The 16972-nt window shown below is 69.9% G+C and carries 15 protein-coding genes, 1 pseudogene and 1 riboswitch; of the genes and pseudogenes, 11 read left to right on the top strand and 5 right to left on the bottom strand.

Annotation, left to right across the window (positions count from 1 at the left end; all coding sequences use genetic code 11):
* The first annotated feature begins 50 nt into the window (after positions 1–50).
* Together ACZ48Z_RS14790 and ACZ48Z_RS14785 are read left to right on the top strand one after the other, a co-directional pair.
* On the top strand, positions 51–1328 hold the full coding sequence (locus ACZ48Z_RS14790) for an ABC transporter substrate-binding protein (protein ID WP_468736214.1): 1278 nt from the start codon (positions 51–53) through the stop codon (positions 1326–1328).
* 39 nt (positions 1329–1367) lie between these two features.
* On the top strand, positions 1368–1601 hold the full coding sequence (locus ACZ48Z_RS14785; RefSeq protein ID WP_468736213.1) for a DUF3263 domain-containing protein: 234 nt from the start codon (positions 1368–1370) through the stop codon (positions 1599–1601).
* Between the two features lie 96 nt (positions 1602–1697).
* On the opposite strand, the gene otsB is transcribed toward ACZ48Z_RS14785, so the two are convergent.
* The 3 genes from otsB to ACZ48Z_RS14770 form a co-directional block, all read right to left on the bottom strand.
* On the bottom strand, positions 1698–2525 hold the full coding sequence (gene otsB / locus ACZ48Z_RS14780; RefSeq protein ID WP_468736212.1) for a trehalose-phosphatase: 828 nt from the start codon (positions 2523–2525) through the stop codon (positions 1698–1700).
* Positions 2522–3913, bottom strand: coding sequence for an alpha,alpha-trehalose-phosphate synthase (UDP-forming) (locus tag ACZ48Z_RS14775; RefSeq protein ID WP_468736211.1), 1392 nt, complete (start codon positions 3911–3913; stop codon positions 2522–2524). The genes otsB and ACZ48Z_RS14775 overlap by 4 nt, the downstream gene beginning before the upstream one ends.
* Before the next feature lie 83 nt (positions 3914–3996).
* Complete coding sequence (locus ACZ48Z_RS14770) at positions 3997–4941, bottom strand: glucosyl-3-phosphoglycerate synthase (RefSeq protein WP_468736210.1); 945 nt, start codon at positions 4939–4941, stop codon at positions 3997–3999.
* Positions 4942–5103: 162 nt separating this feature from the next.
* Positions 5104–5261: riboswitch (SAM riboswitch) on the top strand.
* 15 nt (positions 5262–5276) lie between these two features.
* Here ACZ48Z_RS14770 and thrC point away from each other — a divergent pair.
* From thrC to ACZ48Z_RS14725, 9 genes are all read left to right on the top strand, one after another.
* On the top strand, positions 5277–6560 hold the full coding sequence (thrC, locus tag ACZ48Z_RS14765) for a threonine synthase (RefSeq protein WP_468736209.1): 1284 nt from the start codon (positions 5277–5279) through the stop codon (positions 6558–6560).
* Between the two features lie 76 nt (positions 6561–6636).
* Positions 6637–6912 (top strand): MoaD/ThiS family protein, encoded by a 276-nt coding sequence (locus tag ACZ48Z_RS14760; RefSeq protein WP_468736208.1) that lies wholly within the window; start codon positions 6637–6639, stop codon positions 6910–6912.
* 443 nt (positions 6913–7355) lie between these two features.
* The gene (locus ACZ48Z_RS14755) at positions 7356–7562 is read left to right on the top strand and encodes a cold-shock protein (protein ID WP_007382895.1); all 207 of its coding nucleotides are present in this window, start codon (positions 7356–7358) and stop codon (positions 7560–7562) included.
* 917 nt (positions 7563–8479) lie between these two features.
* Positions 8480–10102 carry a chaperonin GroEL gene (gene groL / locus ACZ48Z_RS14750; RefSeq protein ID WP_468736207.1) on the top strand — a complete coding sequence of 541 codons (1623 nt, stop codon included), beginning with the start codon at positions 8480–8482 and terminating at the stop codon, positions 10100–10102.
* A gap of 393 nt (positions 10103–10495) precedes the next feature.
* Positions 10496–11653, top strand: coding sequence for an NADH:flavin oxidoreductase (locus ACZ48Z_RS14745; RefSeq protein ID WP_468736206.1), 1158 nt, complete (start codon positions 10496–10498; stop codon positions 11651–11653).
* A 107-nt stretch (positions 11654–11760) separates the two neighbouring features.
* The gene (locus ACZ48Z_RS14740) at positions 11761–12645 is read left to right on the top strand and encodes a metallophosphoesterase family protein (protein ID WP_468736205.1); all 885 of its coding nucleotides are present in this window, start codon (positions 11761–11763) and stop codon (positions 12643–12645) included.
* Positions 12646–12667: 22 nt separating this feature from the next.
* A complete protein-coding gene (locus ACZ48Z_RS14735) occupies positions 12668–14206 on the top strand; it encodes a carboxylesterase/lipase family protein (protein ID WP_468736204.1) in 1539 nt (512 codons plus the stop codon).
* A 201-nt stretch (positions 14207–14407) separates the two neighbouring features.
* Positions 14408–14917: a SigE family RNA polymerase sigma factor gene (locus ACZ48Z_RS14730; protein ID WP_468736203.1), complete on the top strand. Its 510-nt coding sequence runs from the start codon at positions 14408–14410 to the stop codon at positions 14915–14917.
* A 60-nt stretch (positions 14918–14977) separates the two neighbouring features.
* A complete protein-coding gene (locus ACZ48Z_RS14725) occupies positions 14978–15688 on the top strand; it encodes a hypothetical protein (protein ID WP_468736202.1) in 711 nt (236 codons plus the stop codon).
* A gap of 27 nt (positions 15689–15715) precedes the next feature.
* Here the strand turns inward: ACZ48Z_RS14725 and ACZ48Z_RS14720 are convergent, their stop codons facing one another.
* Both ACZ48Z_RS14720 and ACZ48Z_RS14715 read right to left on the bottom strand, forming a co-directional pair.
* Positions 15716–16285, bottom strand: a complete 570-nt coding sequence (locus tag ACZ48Z_RS14720; protein WP_468736201.1) for a hypothetical protein — start codon at positions 16283–16285, stop codon at positions 15716–15718.
* Positions 16286–16289: 4 nt separating this feature from the next.
* Positions 16290–16939, bottom strand: a pseudogene (locus ACZ48Z_RS14715) (Uma2 family endonuclease).
* Positions 16940–16972: the final 33 nt, after the last annotated feature.

Below are 16972 nucleotides of genomic sequence, written 5' to 3'. Positions count from 1 at the left end.
GTGTAGACCTGAGGGCGGAGATATGTATGACTTTTCGAAAAGTTTCGAACATGAGTGTGGGGCGGTTGTCGGTGCGGCGGCGTAGGACGGAAACGATCGCGGCGGTGTCCGCACTGGGCATGACGGCGGTCCTGGGCGGCTGCGGACTGGGCGGCGGACCGGACGAGGTGACGCTGAAGCTGGTCGCCGCCGACTACGGCGACAGCCCGGCCGACAGCTCCCAGAAGTACTGGGACGAGCTCGTCAAGGAGTACGAGGCCAAGCACGACGGCGTGCGGATCGACGTCAGCGTCTACTCCTGGACCGACGTCGACCGCAAGGTCAGGGAGCTGGTCGACGCCGGGAAGGCACCCGACATGGCGCAGATCGGCGCGTACGCCGACTACGCCGACAAGAAACTGCTGTACAAGGCCGACGACCTGATCGGCATCCGGGAACAGGCCGACTTCGCCGGACAGCTCGGCTCCGCGGGGCAGATCAACGGGATCCAGTACGGGATGCCGTTCGCCGCCTCCACCCGGCTGCTCTTCTACAACAAGACCCTCTTCGCCGACGCCGGGCTCACCCCGCCGAAGACGTGGAAGCAGCTCGCCGCCGACGCCGAGGCGCTGAAGGCCGCCGGGGTGAAATACCCGTACGCGCTGCCCCTCGGGCCGGAGGAGGCGCAGGCCGAGACCATGCAGTGGCTGCTGAGCGGAGGCGGCGGATACGTCAACTCCGTCGGGACGTACGGCATCGACTCCGACGAGAACCTCGCGACGCTGACCTGGCTCAAGGACGACCTCGTCGGCAAGGGGCTGACCGGCCCCGTCGCGCCCGAGAACCTGAACCGGGCCACGGCGTTCTCGGCGTTCGCCGCCGGGGACGTCGGGATGCTCAACGGACACCCCGCGCTGATGAAGATCGCCGCCGCGAAGGGGGTGAAGTTCGGCATGGTGCCCATGCCGGGCGTCGATGGGCCAACCAAGAACTCCATGGGCGTGGCCGACTGGATGATGGCGTTCAAGAAGAACGGGCACGCCGAACAGGTGGGCGACTTCCTCGACTTCGTCTACAGCGAGAAGAACGTGCTCGCCTTCTCGCGGAAGTACGACCTGCTGCCGGTCACCAACTCCGCGTCCTCGGCCATGAGCGGGGACTCCGCGGACGCCGACCTCAAGCCCTTCCTCGACGCCCTGCCCGACTCCGAGCTGCCTCCCGTCGGGAAGACGTCCTGGGCCTCGGTCAGCGCGGCCGTCAAGAAGCGGATCGGGTCCGCGGTCGGTCCGGACGGGAGTCCTGCCGAGGTGCTGCGCGCGCTCCAGCTGACCGCGCAGAACGCGGAGTAGCCGTAGTCACTGTCAGTGGCGGGGGTTACGGTTTTCGGCATGGAGCATCCGGAGCTGGACCGTAGGGAGCGGGACGTTCTCGCGCTGGAGCGTCGTGGCTTCGCCGGGCCCGGTGCGAAGGAGCGGGCGATACGGGAGGAGCTGGGGCTGGCGCCGGTTCGCTACTACCAGCTGCTGAACGCGTTGCTGGATGATGCGCGGGCTCTGGCCTTCGATCCGGTGACGGTGAATCGGCTGCGGAGGGTGCGGGACGCTCGGCGGTCGGAGCGGTAGGGGCTTTTTCTCGCCCCCGCCGCCCCTACCCGTCCCGTCCGTTCCAAGGGGCTCCGCCCCCTGGACCCCCGCTCCTCAAACGCCGGAGGGGCTGGATTACCCGAGGTGTTCCGCCAGAGTGTTCAGCAGGGCCACCACACCCCCCGGGCCGTCCACCACCAGGTCCGCGCGCTTTCTCAGTTCCGTCACTTCGTCGCTGCCGCTGCACACCAGGAGGCCCGGGGTGCCCGTGCCGCGGAGGGCGTCCACCGCGGTGAAGGCCGGGAGGTCGCCCAGGTCGTCGCCGGCGTAGAGGACGGAGCCGGCGGACAGGTCGCGGACGTGGGTCAGGAGTGCCACTCCCTTGTCCATGCCTGGGGGACGCAGTTCCAGGACCAGGCGGCCGGGCTCGACGATCAGGCCGTGTGCGGTGGCCAGCGCGGTGAGGGGGGCGCGGAGGGTGTCGAAGGTCGCCTGGGGGTCCGGGGCCCGGCGGGTGTGGACGGCCACCGCCCGGCCGCCCTTCTCCTCGATCCACGCGCCGGTGCCGTCGAGGAGGGACGGCAGTGCGGCGCGGACCGCGGCCACGCCCGGGTGCGGTTCCGGGGCCGTGACCTTGCCCGTCGCCGCGTCCCAGCGCTCCGCGCCGTAGTGGCCGAGCACGGTCAGGTGCTCCAGGCCGGGGACGTCCGCGAAGCCGCCGTAGCGGACCGCGACCTCGGCCGGGCGGCCGGTGACGACCGCGACGGACGCCACCTTCGGGGCCAGGGCCGCGAGGGCCGAGACCGCCTCCGGGTGGGCCCGCGCCTGCTCCGGGTCCGCGACGATCGGCGCGAGCGTTCCGTCGAAGTCGAGGCCGATCACCGCCCTGCCGGGGTCCGCGAGGAGGGCCCGGAGGCCGTCCCGGCCGGCGGCGGTGCTGGGCGTCGGCAGGCTCATGCTCATCCGTTCAGCGCGTTCAGCTGGTCCAGGAACCACTGCGCCGGTGGCAGTGCCGTCGCCGCCGCGGCGAGCCTCTTCGCGTGTTCGGCCCGTTCGCCCGCAGGCATCGTCAGGGCCTCGTGCAGTGCCGTCGCCGTCTGCTCCACGTCGTACGGGTTGACCACGATCGCGTCCTCACCCAGTTCCTCGTACGCCCCCGCCTCCCGCGACAGCACCAGCGCGCACCCCTCGTCGGAGACCACCGGCACCTCCTTCGCGACCAGGTTCATGCCGTCCCGGATCGGGTTGACCAGCGCCACGTCCGCCAGCCGGTACGCGGCGAGGGACCGTGCGAAGTCGTCCTTGACGTGCAGCACGACCGGGGTCCAGCCGGGCGTGCCGAAAACGTCGTTGATCTCGTCCGCCACCCGCTGCACCTCGGCCGTGTAGTCCCGGTACACGGCGAGGTCCTGTCGGGAGGGGTACGCGAACGCCACGTGCACGACCCGCTCACGCCACTCGGGCCGTGACTCCAGCAGCCGCCGGTAGGCGAGCATTCCCCGCACGATGTTCTTCGACAGCTCGGTCCGGTCCACCCGCACGATCGTCCTGCGGCCCTCGCCGATCTCCTCGCGCAGCGCCACCATCCGCTCGTGCACGTCCTGCTGGTGCGCCCGCTCGCGCAGGAAGTCCGCGTCCGCGCCCAGGCCGTGCACGCCGATCTCCGTGTCCCCGAGGCCGCCCGTGAACTCCGTGGCGCAGGCCGTGAAGGCGTCCGCCCAGCGGCGGGTGAGGAAACCGAGCCGGTCGGCGCCCAGCATGCCCCGCAGCAGCTGGGACGCGATGTCGTCCGGCAGCATCCGGAAGTAGTCCACCGGCGCCCACGGCGTGTGCGAGAAGTGGGCGATGCGCAGGTCGGGGCGCAGCTCCCGCAGCATCCCCGGCACCAGACACAGGTGGTAGTCCTGCACCAGGACCGCAGCCCCCTGCGCCGCCTCCTCGGCGAGCGCCTGAGCGAAGGCGCGGTTGTACGTCTCGTACGACGCCCACTGCCGCCGGAACTCCGCGTCGAAGACCGGCTCCAGCGGGGTCTGGTAGAGGAGGTGGTGGACGAACCACAGCACCGAGTTCGCGATGCCGTTGTACGCGTCGGCGTGCACGTCGGCCGGGATCGCGAGCATCCGGACGCCGTCCTCGCCCACCCCCTGCCGTACCGCCTCGCGGTCGCCGTCGGACAGTGCCGAGCACACCCACAGTGCGCCCGCGTCCGGCCCGATCGCCGACAGACCGGAGACGAGCCCGCCGCCGCCGCGTTTTGCGTTCAGCGAGCCGTCCTCGCCCATTTCGTACGAGACCGGGCCGCGATTGGACGCGACCAGCACCTGGTGAGCAGCGCCGTGCGTGGAAGCCATACGCCTCAACCTAGCCCGGTCCGGAACCGCTCAAACGTACGGTTGCGCTCAGTGGGGAGCCGTATACGGAACGCGTGCTCCGGTCACGCGACCTTCCGCTTCGCGTACTCCGCGATCTCCACCATCGGCGGCCGTTCCTCCGTGTCCACGGAGTACGTACGCGGTTCGAAGCCGTCCCGGCCCCGCTCGAACTGGGTGAGGGAGGGCCGGATCATATGGCCGCGGGCCAGCCGGAGCTGGGCGGTGCGGTAGATCGCGGCGGACATCCGGCCCAGGGCCTGGCCGTCCTGGTGGCGGTGCTTGCGCACACCGACGTCGACCTGGGCGAGGGCGTCCAGGCCCACCAGATGCAGGGCGTCGACCAGCATGCCGAGCTCGACGCCGTAGCCGACGGGGAACGGGAGCTGTTCCAGGAGGCTGCGGCGGGCCGCGTACTCGCCGCCCAGCGGCTGCACGAAACCGGCCAGCTGCGGCCAGTGCATGTTCAGCAGCGGGCGCGCCATGAGCTCGGTGACCCGGCCACCCTGTCCGGCGGCGCCGCCCAGGGGACGGTCGTACATGCCCTTGACCAGGTCGACCCCGGGATCGGTGAGCAGCGGACCGACGATGCCGGAGACGAAGTCCGAGGAGAACTCCTTCAGGTCGGCGTCGATGAAACAGACGATGTCCCCGCTGGTGGCGAGGAGGGAGCGCCACAGCACCTCGCCCTTGCCGGGCACGGCCGGGATGCGCGGGAGGATGTCGTCGCGGTGGACGACCCTCGCGCCGGCCGCGGCGGCCACCTCGGACGTGCGGTCCGTCGATCCCGAGTCGACGACGACGATCTCGTCGACCAGCGGAACCTGCTGCATGAGGTCGTGACGGATCACGGAGACGATGTCACCGACCGTCTCCTCCTCGTTGAGCGCGGGCAGAACAACGCTGACCGTGCGGCCCGTGCCCCGTTTCGCTGCCATGATCCTGTGGAGCGGGCGATCGGTCACGGACCAGGAACGGGTGGCCAGCCAGCGCTCGACTTCGTTCAGCACAGTGCGCGGCTCCTCTGCGTGCCCGCCGCGGAAGCGGCTGATGGATGTAGTCATCTCGCGGTTCGGACGACCCTCTCAACTGTCCAGGTCGTCGGTTACAGTCTTGAACAACGCGGATGACCATCGCATGTCCGGGATGGCCCGCCGTTCACAACTTCATACCGCTCATCCAGAGGGGCAGAGGGATACGGCCCGATGAAGCCCCGGCAACCCTCCAGTCGGTTCTCGTAGCGATCGTTGATGATCGTCCCGCGAGGCTCCCGATTCGGGAAGGTGCCAAATCCGTCTCACGGCGAAGTGCGTCGTGAGGAAGATGAGGAAAGGGCCTCGCCTCCATGGCTGCGCAGACTGTTGCAAGCACCACCGAAACCACCGTAGACCTCGGCCCCGCCGCGGCTCTCAGCTGCCGCGAGTGCGGTCACCGCGTGCCGCTCGGCCCGGTCTTCGCCTGCGAGGAGTGTTTCGGCCCGCTCGAGATCGCGTACGACTTCTCGGCCTACGAAACCGAGGAGCTCCGCAAGCAGATCGAGGCGGGACCCGCGAACATCTGGCGTTACGCACCGCTGCTGCCCGTCCCCGCGGACGTGGCGGACAAGCCCAACATCAACCCCGGCTGGACCCACCTCGTCAAGGCCGACAACCTCGCCCGCGAGCTCGGCGTCACCGGCGGCCTGTACATCAAGGACGACTCCGGCAACCCGACGCACTCCTTCAAGGACCGCGTCGTCGCCCAGGCCATCGAGGCCGCTCGCGCCTTCGGTTTCACCACCCTCTCCTGCTCCTCCACCGGCAACCTCGCCGGTGCGGTCGGCGCCGCCGCGGCGCGGGCAGGCTTCCGCTCCTGCGTGTTCATCCCGCACGACCTGGAGCAGGGCAAGGTCGTCATGGCCGCGATCTACGGCGGCGAGCTCGTCGGCATCGAGGGCAACTACGACGACGTGAACCGCTTCTGCTCCGAACTGATCGGCGACCCGGCCGGCGAGGGCTGGGGCTTCGTCAACGTCAACCTGCGGCCGTACTACGCGGAGGGGTCCAAGACCCTGGCGTACGAGATCTGCGAGCAGCTCGGGTGGCGGCTGCCCGACCAGCTCGTGGTCCCCATCGCCTCCGGCTCGCAGCTCACCAAGATCGACAAGGGGCTCCAGGAGCTGATCAAGCTCGGGCTCGTCGAGGACCGGCCGTACAAGATCTTCGGCGCGCAGGCCGAGGGATGCTCGCCGGTGTCCGTCGCGTACAAGGCGGGCCACGACGTCGTACGGCCGCAGAAGCCCAACACCATCGCCAAGTCCCTCGCCATCGGGAACCCGGCGGACGGCCCCTACGTGCTGGACATCGCGCGCCGCACCGGCGGTGCGGTGGAGGACGTGAACGACGAGCAGGTCGTGGACGCGATCAAGCTGCTGGCGCGGACCGAGGGCATCTTCGCGGAGACGGCCGGTGGCGTGACCGTGGGTGTGACGAAGAAGCTGATCGAGAACGGTCTGCTGGATCCCTCGCTGACGACTGTCGTGCTGAACACCGGTGACGGTCTGAAGACGCTGGACGCGGTCGCGGGTACGGGGCTCACCGCCACGATCCGTCCCAACCTGGACTCGTTCCGCGAGGCTGGTCTCGCGTAGTCGCGTAGTCGCGTCGTCGCACAGTCGTGCAGTTCCCCGCGCCCCTGGGTGCGCCACCTGACCGGAGGTCTAGAGCATGAGTGTTTCCGTCCGTATCCCCACCATCCTGCGCACCTACACCGGCGGACAGGCCGAGGTCCAGGCCGAGGGTGCGACCCTCGCCGAGGTCATCGCGGATCTGGAGAAGAACCACACCGGTATCGCGGCCCGGGTCCTGGACGACCAGGGCAAGCTGCGGCGGTTCGTCAACGTGTACGTGAACGACGACGACGTGCGGTTCGAGCAGGGCCTTGAGACGACCACGCCCGACGGGGCCGGCGTCTCCATCATTCCGGCCGTCGCCGGAGGGTGACCGTATGACCGGTCATTACCGTCGGTAATGGTAATGACCGAGTGTTCATCTGATTGCCCTCTCCGCGAGAGAAGCGGAGGGGGCAATTCTCTATGGTTGAGCGCGGTACAGTTGGGGAAGCTGCGGCTCTCTTCATGCCGCACGCATATGAGCTCTTGCTTCGCAGGCGATGAGAAGTAGCCAAAGTGTGTGCGTCTTATGTGCCTTATGCGTACTTTATGGGGCCCGACTTGCCCCGAATTCAGGCGAATTCTCGCTACATTCCGGACCCCTTCCGTCCAGAATTCTCGTCCGATTGACCTGTTGCAGACGGCAGTTGGACAGATACATTCAGCCGCGGTCGACGCGTTCCGGCGCACGCCCCCAACCATGTGGGGGGTGAGGTCTGACCCGGACCCGCGAAGTGCGGGTCCGTGCAAGGGCCAGTAATAGGGGAGTTAGGCATGGCTCAGGGCACCGTCAAGTGGTTCAACGCGGAGAAGGGGTACGGCTTCATCGCGGTCGACGGTGGTGCGGATGTATTCGTCCACTACAGCGCGATTCAGATGGACGGCTACCGCACCCTTGAAGAGGGCCAGCGGGTCGAATTCGAGATCTCGCAAGGCCAGAAGGGGCCGCAGGCGGACATGGTCCGTCTCGCGACAGGCTGAAGCACGCGCCGGGTAACAACAGCGTCGTTCTTCGTTCTTCAATCGGAGGGCTCGTACCCCTGGGGAGTCATGGGTACGGGCCCTCTGGCATGCGCGGGTTCGGTGGGGGCGGGCGTTCTTTGCGCAGTTCCCCGCGCCCCTAATCGCTTCGGGTTCGGTGGGTGGGTCGGGTGCGGGGTGGGGGGTGTCCGTCCTCGGTCCGGCGGCTCGCCCCCTTGAACAGCACCCGGTACCGGACGCCGGCCGCTGCGGGCGGACACCCCCCCACCCCGCCCCCTTCACGCCGTCGGCGGCTGCGGGCACATCGTGTCGCGCGCTCCGGCGTGCGGGGGCCGTGCGCGTCTAAAGGTGCGTCCACCGTCCCTACCCAGGGGCGCGGGGTGGCTGTGCGCGTCCAAAGGTCCGTACACCGTCCCCACCCAGGGGCGCGGGGAACTGCGCGACCAGCCCCCACCGGCCCGCACCCGCCTGTCGGCGGACCGTCCCACCCCCTGGTGCGTTCCCCGCGTTCACGGTTCCCACTCAGGGGCACTGGGAACTGCGCGACCAGCCCCCACCGGGCCTGCACCCGGCCCGCCAGGGTGGTCGGCGGCCCATCGCGGTACGGCTGCCTGCAGCCCCCAGGGGCGCGGGGAACTGCGCGATCGACCCCCGCCGGGCCGCAGGCGAACGGCGTCCCACCCCGCCCGCCCGCCGCAGGCAACCCGTGTCCGGTCTTCGACAGCCGCTTGCACTCGACCATGCCGAGTGCTAATCATTGGCGTTAGCACTCTGAAGGTGAGAGTGACAACGAAGGACCGGGTCGGTGAGGCCCGCAAGCCGGGTGGGGAAGGAACCCACGCGGCAGGCGAGCCGTCCGTCGCGGGCGCGGGCGCGGTCCGAAGGAATCACCCCCAGTCCTGGAGGGACCACTTCACATGGCCAAGATCATCGCGTTCGACGAGGAGGCGCGGCGCGGCCTCGAGCGCGGCATGAACCAGCTCGCGGACGCCGTCAAGGTGACGCTCGGCCCCAAGGGCCGCAACGTCGTCCTCGAGAAGAAGTGGGGCGCCCCCACGATCACCAACGATGGTGTCTCCATCGCCAAGGAGATCGAGCTCGAGGACCCGTACGAGAAGATCGGCGCCGAGCTGGTCAAGGAAGTCGCCAAGAAGACGGACGACGTCGCCGGTGACGGTACGACCACCGCGACCGTGCTCGCCCAGGCCCTCGTCAAGGAAGGCCTGCGCAACGTAGCCGCCGGTGCCAACCCGATGGCCCTCAAGCGCGGTATCGAGAAGGCCGTCGAGGCCGTCTCCGCCGCTCTCCTTGAGCAGGCCAAGGATGTCGAGACCAAGGAGCAGATCGCCTCCACGGCCTCCATCTCCGCCGCCGACACCCAGATCGGCGAGCTCATCGCCGAGGCGATGGACAAGGTCGGCAAGGAAGGCGTCATCACCGTCGAGGAGTCCCAGACCTTCGGTCTCGAGCTCGAGCTCACCGAGGGTATGCGCTTCGACAAGGGCTACATCTCGGCGTACTTCGCCACCGACATGGAGCGGATGGAGGCGTCGCTCGACGACCCCTACATCCTGATCGCCAACTCCAAGATCGGCTCCGTCAAGGACCTGCTCCCGCTCCTGGAGAAGGTCATGCAGTCGGGCAAGCCGCTGCTGATCATCGCCGAGGACGTCGAGGGCGAGGCCCTGTCGACCCTGGTCGTCAACAAGATCCGCGGCACCTTCAAGTCCGTCGCCGTCAAGGCCCCGGGCTTCGGCGACCGCCGCAAGGCGATGCTGAACGACATCGCCATCCTCACCGGTGGCGAGGTCATCTCCGAGGAGGTCGGTCTCAAGCTCGAGAACACCTCCATCGACCTCCTGGGCCGTGCCCGCAAGGTCGTCATCACCAAGGACGAGACCACCATCGTCGACGGTGCCGGCTCCTCCGAGCAGGTTCAGGGCCGGGTCAACCAGATCCGCGCCGAGATCGAGAACAGCGACTCGGACTACGACCGCGAGAAGCTCCAGGAGCGCCTGGCGAAGCTCGCCGGTGGCGTCGCCGTCATCAAGGCCGGTGCCGCGACCGAGGTCGAGCTCAAGGAGCGCAAGCACCGCATCGAGGACGCCGTGCGCAACGCCAAGGCGGCCGTCGAAGAGGGCATCGTCGCCGGTGGCGGCGTGGCGCTCATCCAGGCCTCCAGCGTCTTCGAGAAGCTGGACCTGTCCGGTGACGAGGCGACCGGCGCCAACGCCGTGCGGCTCGCCCTGGAGGCCCCGCTCAAGCAGATCGCCGTCAACGGTGGTCTCGAAGGCGGCGTCATCGTCGAGAAGGTCCGCAACCTCCCGATCGGCCACGGCCTGAACGCCGCGACCGGTGAGTACGTCGACATGATCGCCGAGGGCATCATCGACCCGGCGAAGGTCACGCGCTCCGCCCTGCAGAACGCGGCCTCCATCGCCGCGCTCTTCCTCACCACCGAGGCCGTCATCGCCGACAAGCCGGAGAAGTCCGCCGCGCCTGCCGGTGGCGGTATGCCCGGCGGTGACATGGACTTCTGATCGACCCGGGCCGTAAGGCCCGACGGTTGGTCAACGTCCTTGCCGGGGGCGGCACTTCCTGGAGACAGGGGGTGGCCGCCCCCGGTGTTTTCCTGCGGTATGCTTGATCCAGAGCCGGTCGACGTGAACTCCCGTCGCCCGACTACGCGTTGGTGGTCCAAGGAAAGACGTCCCGCTTCCTGCGGGGAGATGCAGGTGCAAGGCCTGCCCGGCGCTCGACATGAAGCCCGTCCCACGATCTGTGGGGCGGGCTTCTGCCATGTCGGTGGCCAGGATCACAGGGGATTGCGCGGCTCAGTGGGATGTGTGCGCTGTACGCGGTTGTTGCCGCGTATGTACGTTGCACATACCGATGAGTATCCCACCCGTCGCCGTCCCCCAGGAGTGCCTCGCGTGACCGCCCCCGCCACATCCCCGGCCGCCTCCCCCGCTGCCTCCGGAGCCGCCTCCCGTGCCGCCGAGATCCTCTCCCGGCCGGTCGCGATCAACGGCCTGACCGTCCCGAACCGCATCGCCATGGCGCCCATGACCCGGATGTTCTCCCCGGGCGGCGTCCCCGGCGACGACGTGGCGTCGTACTACTCCCGCCGCGCGGCCGCCGGAGTCGGCCTGATCGTCACCGAGGGCACGTACGTCGGCCACGACTCGGCCGGCCAGAGCGACAGCGTCCCGCGGTTCCACGGCGAGGAGCAGCTGGCGGGCTGGGCCAAGGTCGCCGAGGACGTACATGCGGCGGGCGGCACCATCGTCCCGCAGCTGTGGCACATCGGCATGGTGCGTGAACAGGGGCAGCCGCCCTACGCCGACGCCCCCGCCGTCGGTCCCTCCGGCCTGCGGCTCGGCGCCGAGGAGCCCACCGGCAAGGCGATGACCCAGCGCGACCTGGACGACGTCATCGGCGCGTTCGCCGAGGCCGCGGCCGCCGCCGAGCGCATCGGCTTCGACGGCGTGGAGCTGCACGGCGCCCACGGCTACCTCCTCGACCAGTTCCTGTGGGCGGGCACCAACCGCCGCGGCGACGCGTACGGCGGTGACCCCGTCGCCCGTACGAAGTTCGCGGCGGAGATCGTGGCGGCCGTACGGGAGACGGTGTCGGCCCAGTTCCCGATCATCTTCCGGTACTCGCAGTGGAAGCAGGAGGCCTACCGGGCGCGGCTCGCCGAGACGCCGCAGGAGCTGGAGGCGATCCTCGCCCCGCTCGCCGCGGCCGGTGTCGACGCGTTCCACGCCTCCACGCGCCGTTACTGGATCCCGGAGTTCGAGGGTTCCGACCTCAACCTCGCGGGCTGGACGAAGAAGCTGACGGGCCGGACCACCATCACCGTGGGCTCGGTCGGCCTCGACGGCGACTTCCTGCGCGGCTTCGCCGGCGAGGGCGCCCCGCTCAAGGGCATCGACGACCTCCTCGACGCCCTGGAGCGCGAGGAGTTCGACATGGTCGCCATCGGCCGGGCGCTGCTGCAGGACCCGCAGTGGGCGGCGAAGGTCCTCGCGGGGCGCGTCGACGAGCTCCAGCCGTACGACGCCTCGGCGCTGAAGTCGCTGAGCTGACGGATCGGTTGTCCGGCCGACGTGAGGCGGTGGAGTTGCGCCCGCCTCCCGCCGGCCGGACGCGGCGGCCTGGCTGTGGTGGTCAACTCCGGCTAGCGTGGCGGAACATGCGGATTCTTCATCTCTCGGACACGCACGTGGAGCGCGTCGACGCGCCGAACAGGAGCGGCGTCAACGCCACCGACTCGCTGCGGCTGATGCTCGCCGAGCTGCGGCATGTGCGGGACGTCGACGCGGTCGTCGTCACCGGGGACATCGCCGACGACGGTGAGGTGGAGGCCTATACGGCGGTGCGGGAGCTCGTCGGCGACTTCGCCCGGCCGCTGGGCGCTGCCGTCTTCTACACGACCGGCAACCACGACGAGCGCGAGTCCTTCGGCAAGGTGCTGGGCAGCGGGCACACGGAGCCGCAGACGGTGCTGGAGACCGGGGCCTCGGAGCGGGCCGCGGTGAGCACGGTCGACGGATACCGCTTCGTCACACTGGACTCGCTCGTGCCGGGGAAGGTCTACGGACGGATCAGCGAGGACCAACTGGCTTGGTTGCGCGAGGTGTTGAGGACCCCGGCCGAGCATGGCACGATCCTCGCCTTCCACCATCCGCCCCTCAGCCTCGGCCTGTCCGTGACCCAGCCGGTCTTCGGGCTGCTCAACCCCGGGGAACTGGCGGCGGCGATCCGGGGGAGTGACGTACGGGTCGTCCTGACCGGCCACTTCCATCTCCAGCTGTTCGGGATGCTGGAGTCGGTGCCGGTGTGGGTCACGCCAGGGGTGGTCAACCGCATCGACCTGACGACGCCGTACGGCACCGAGCGGGCGGTGCGCGGCGCCTCGGCCTCGCTGGTGGAGCTGGGCGGGCCGACGAGCCCGCTGTTCCACACCCTCCACGCGCGGGACCCGCGGGCGCACCAGACCGTGTACGAGCTGGACGAGCAGCGGACCCGGGAAGTGGTGGAGAGGCACGGGCCGCCCCGGTCCGAGTTCTCTGTGTGAGTCAACCAGGAGGAGTTCGACGATGACGTCAGCCGGGAACCTCGACGTACGGACCGCAGCCGGTACCGTGCGCGGACGCGCCGAGGACGGGCTCGTGGTCTTCCGGGGCATCCCGTTCGCAGAACCGCCGGTGGGCGAGGCGCGGTTCCAGGCGCCACGGCCCGTCAAGGGCTGGGAGGGGACCCGGGAGGCGTACGCGTTCGGGCCGCCGCCCCCGCAGGAGGCGGGCTTCCAGGGGCGCGCCGGAGAGCTCGCAGCACCCGTCGGCGACGACTGGCTGACGGTCAACGTCTGGACCCCCGACGCGGACCCGTCGGCCCGCCGGCCGGTCATGGTGTGGATCTACGGCGGCGCCTACAAGCTGGGTCACACGGGCAGCCCCGGCTACGACGCCCAGCACCTCGCCCGCGCCGGCGACATGGTCGTCGTCACGCTCAACTACCGCGTGGGCATCGAGGGGTTCGTCCTGCTGGAGGGGGCGCCCGCGAACCGGGGGCTGCTGGACCAGGTGGCCGCGCTGGAGTGGGTACGGGACAACATCACGGCGTTCGGCGGGGACCCCGGGCAGGTCACGGTATTCGGGGAGTCGGCGGGCGCGGGGTCCGTCGCCTCGCTGCTGGCGATGCCGGGCGCGCGGGGACTGTTCCGGCGGGCCGTCGCACAGAGCGTGCCCTGCACGTACTTCTCCGCCGAACTCGCCCGGGACATCGCGGTGGAGATCGGCAAGGAGGCGGGCCTGGCGCCCACGGCCGCCGCGCTGTCCGTCGTGGACCCTCGTCAACTCCCCGCGGTGGGCGAGCGGTTGAGCCTGCGGATGCGGGAGTACGACGACCGGTGGGGCCGGGTGGTGCCCACCGTCACGCCCTTCTCGCCGGTTGTCGACGGCGACGTGCTGCCGTGCACGCCCTGGGAGGCGCTGGCGGCGGGCGCGGCCCGGGACGTGGAACTGCTCGTCGGGCACAACCGGGACGAGTACCGGCTCTTCCTCGTCCTGGCCGACCGGCAGGGCAAGATCACCGAGGAGCAGGCGGCGTCGGCGCTGCGGATGTTCGCGCCCGGCCCGGACGGCGAACGTTCCTACCGCGAGGCCTTCCCGGACGCCACACCGAGCGAACTCCACGAACGCGTACAGACGGACTGGCTGTTCAACGTGCCCTCCCTGCGGCTGGCCGAGGCGCAGACCGCCGGTGGCGGCCGGGCCCACCTCTACGAACTGACCTGGCCCGCACCGGGGTTCGGCGGCGCGCTCGGCGCGTGCCACGGCCTGGACATCCCGCTGCTGTTCGGCACGTACGACGCCGACCTCGGCAAGCTGCTGTTCGCGGGAAGCGGCGTCCCGGAAGAGGCGAAGGAGCTGACCGCGCTCTTCCAGTCGGCGTGGACGGCGTTCGCGCGGACCGGGAACCCGGGATGGCCCGCGTACGACGCCGAGGACCGCCTGACCCAGGTCCTGGACGTCAAGCCGCAGGTACGCCCGTACCCGGAGGAAGTGACGCGCCGCCTGTGGGAGGGGTACGACTTCCCGGCACTGCCGCTGCTGAAGCAGGCCCCGGTGTCGTGACTCCGACCCACTGTGCCCAGTAGCCACCGGAGGGGCGGGAGCGTTCACGCGCGGCGAGCGGTCAGCTGAGGACGTCTCAGGGCCGCCGTCATCGCCAAAGACAGGTTCGCCCGTGAAGCAGCCGGACTTCTGCTTCCAGGGGTGGGACGTAACGCGTCGGCCACAGCGTCTTCAGAGTGTGGACGACGAACAGGATCTCGGATGAAGCGCCGGTACGAAGAGGAATTCATGGCGTTCGCCGCTGCGCGATCCGCACCTCTGTTCCGCTCCGCGTGTGTGCTCACCAGCGGTGACGTGCACCTCGCGGAGGACCTGGTGCAGGACACGCTGGGCCGGATGTATGCCAACTGGCGCAGGATCGCGCAGGTGGACGACCCGGCGGCCTACACCCACACGGTGCTCGTACGGACCTACCTGTCCTACCGGCGCCGACGCAGCAGCTCGGAGCAGCCCACCGACACCCTGCCGGACTCCGGTGCCGCCACCGAGCACGACGCCACGCTGCGGCTCACGTTGCTCGACGCGCTCAGCCGGCTCTCCGCCCGGGACCGGGCCGTGCTGCTCCTGCGCTACTGGGAGGACCGCAGCGTCGAGCAGACCGCCTCGATCCTTCAGGTCCGGCCGGGCGCGGTACGCAACCAGAGCATGCGCGCGCTCGCCCGGATCCGGGACCTTCTGGGCCACGACCTGTCAGAGCTCGTCAGCCCCTGACCCCGGTGCCACCGCACCCACCCCTCCCTCTTCACCGACCCCGAAACGCGGTGATCCGCCATGCCCATCGAAGAAGACTTCACCGAAGCCCTCCGTGCCAGCGTCCTGACCTTCGAGCCGCCCAGCACCCCGTCACTTGTGCAGGCCGGAATCCGCAACGGCCGTCGCAGGCGTCGCCGCCGTGTCACGGCCGTCGGCGTGAGCGGGGCAGTCGCACTCGCGCTGGTCGGGTTCGGCGCGACAACCGTTCCGGGACTGCTGTCCGACGGGCGAGCAGGCGACCACCCGCGCTCCAGCCCGGCGGCCTCAGCCCCGAGCGGCTCCGCCGCGGCATCCGCCACCCCGAAGCCGACCTTCACCGGCGCACTGCCCGCCGACCGCGCCCTCGCCACCCTGACCGCGCTGCTGCCGGACGGCCTGACGCATTCGAGCCCGCCCGGCGGCAGGAAGTCCGGGCAGCTGTTGGTGGACGACGGCCACGGCACCTCGCTGCTCGAGGTGCACGTCTCCCGGCTGACCTCCGCCACTGCGATCCGCAACCACGTCTTCGCCGGCGCGACACCCCTGCCCGACGGCAGCCTGGTCCAGTCCCGGCAGGCACCACCGACGGACCCCGGGCACGAGACGGTGAACGTCCTGCGTCCTGACGGGCTCTACGTCACCCTCATGCAGTGGCAGGAACCGAGCCGGAACGCTCCCTCGACCCGAACCACACCGATCCTGACACTCGCTCAACTGCGGGCCATCGCAACCAGCTCGCGGTGGCAGTAACGGCGGTATCGGCGGGCGACGCCCTGACTAAAGGTTCCCCAGCGGCTCGATGTCCACCCTCACCGGGGTGCCCCACACGCGCAGGACCTCGTAGTCGGTGAACTCGTGGACGAGGCGGTACGCCATCGCCGCGTGCGGGCCGCGGCGCTGGGCGGTGATGAACAGCTCGGCCTCGTGGCGGTCCCGCCTCGGTGTCCCGCACAGCTGCCACTCCTGGCCCGTCCACTGCTCCGGCAGCCAGCGCTGCTGCGGCTGGGGGCGGTCCTCGCGGACGCCGTATCGGGAGGGGGCGGCAGCGGCGGACCGGGGCTGCGCGCCGGGGCCGTTGATCTGCGTACGCCGGGCCGCCCTGCGGCGCGTCTCGCACAGCAGGCACAGGTCGTGGGCGTTCTCGTCGACCGGGCCGTTGGGGTGCTCGGCGCAGCGGGTGGTGGGGGCGGCGGCGTTGACGCTGTCCTCCAGCAACTCCACGGCCCGCCTTAGGTCGGCCTTGACCTCGTACAGCTTGGCGTCGGAGGTGTCGCCGGCGAGGGCCTCCCCGTGCTCGCCGAGGAGACGGAGGGCGCGGCCTAGGGCGGTGAGCTGGGCGTGGTTCATGGCGTCAGTCCGCGTAGTCCTTGAGTTCTTCGGTGTCGAGGGTGATGTCGACGGGCGAAGGGAGCTGGATGGTGGAACCCCAAGGGTACGAGGGTGACTGCTGGTACCGACCGTCCTTGGGCTCGCTGTGGACCACGACGGTGTGGTTGTCGCGGTCGACGAGCAGGTAGACGGGGATGTCGGCCTCCGCGTAGCCGACGGGTTTGTCGATGCGGTCGCGCTGGTTGGTGTCGCGGTCGGGGGAGGTGATCTCCACGGCCATGAGGGCGCCGTCGGCATCGGACCACTCGCCGTCACCGCGGAAATGGCCCACCGGTGCGAGGAACCCGTTTGTACGGGCACGGCCCTTGCGATACGCCTCGGCCTTGACTCCTCGTTCAGGCATGAGATTCAGCTCGGGACGTTGCTGCATGCACTGACGCAGCAGCCACATGAAGATCTCGCCGTGGTTGCCGTCCGGCATGGCCTTTACTACTACTTCCCGCTGACGTATTCGAGCCGAACGGTTTCCGGAGCGGCAGCGGCGAGTTCCTCGAACTCCTCGACGTCCAACGGGCCGTGCCGTACGCACAGCCTTCCGCCGAGGAACTCCAGACTGTTCCGCAGCTCCCGGGGAGCCCGGCGGACGAGCTCGTCGAAGTCCTCGACGGACATCTGCGGACGGTCAGTGGTGCCAGGGGTCATGTC

This window comes from Streptomyces sp. NPDC031225 (assembly GCF_055570355.1).
Note: the sequence above shows the minus strand (reverse complement) of the source record. Positions and strands in the feature narration are given on the sequence as shown.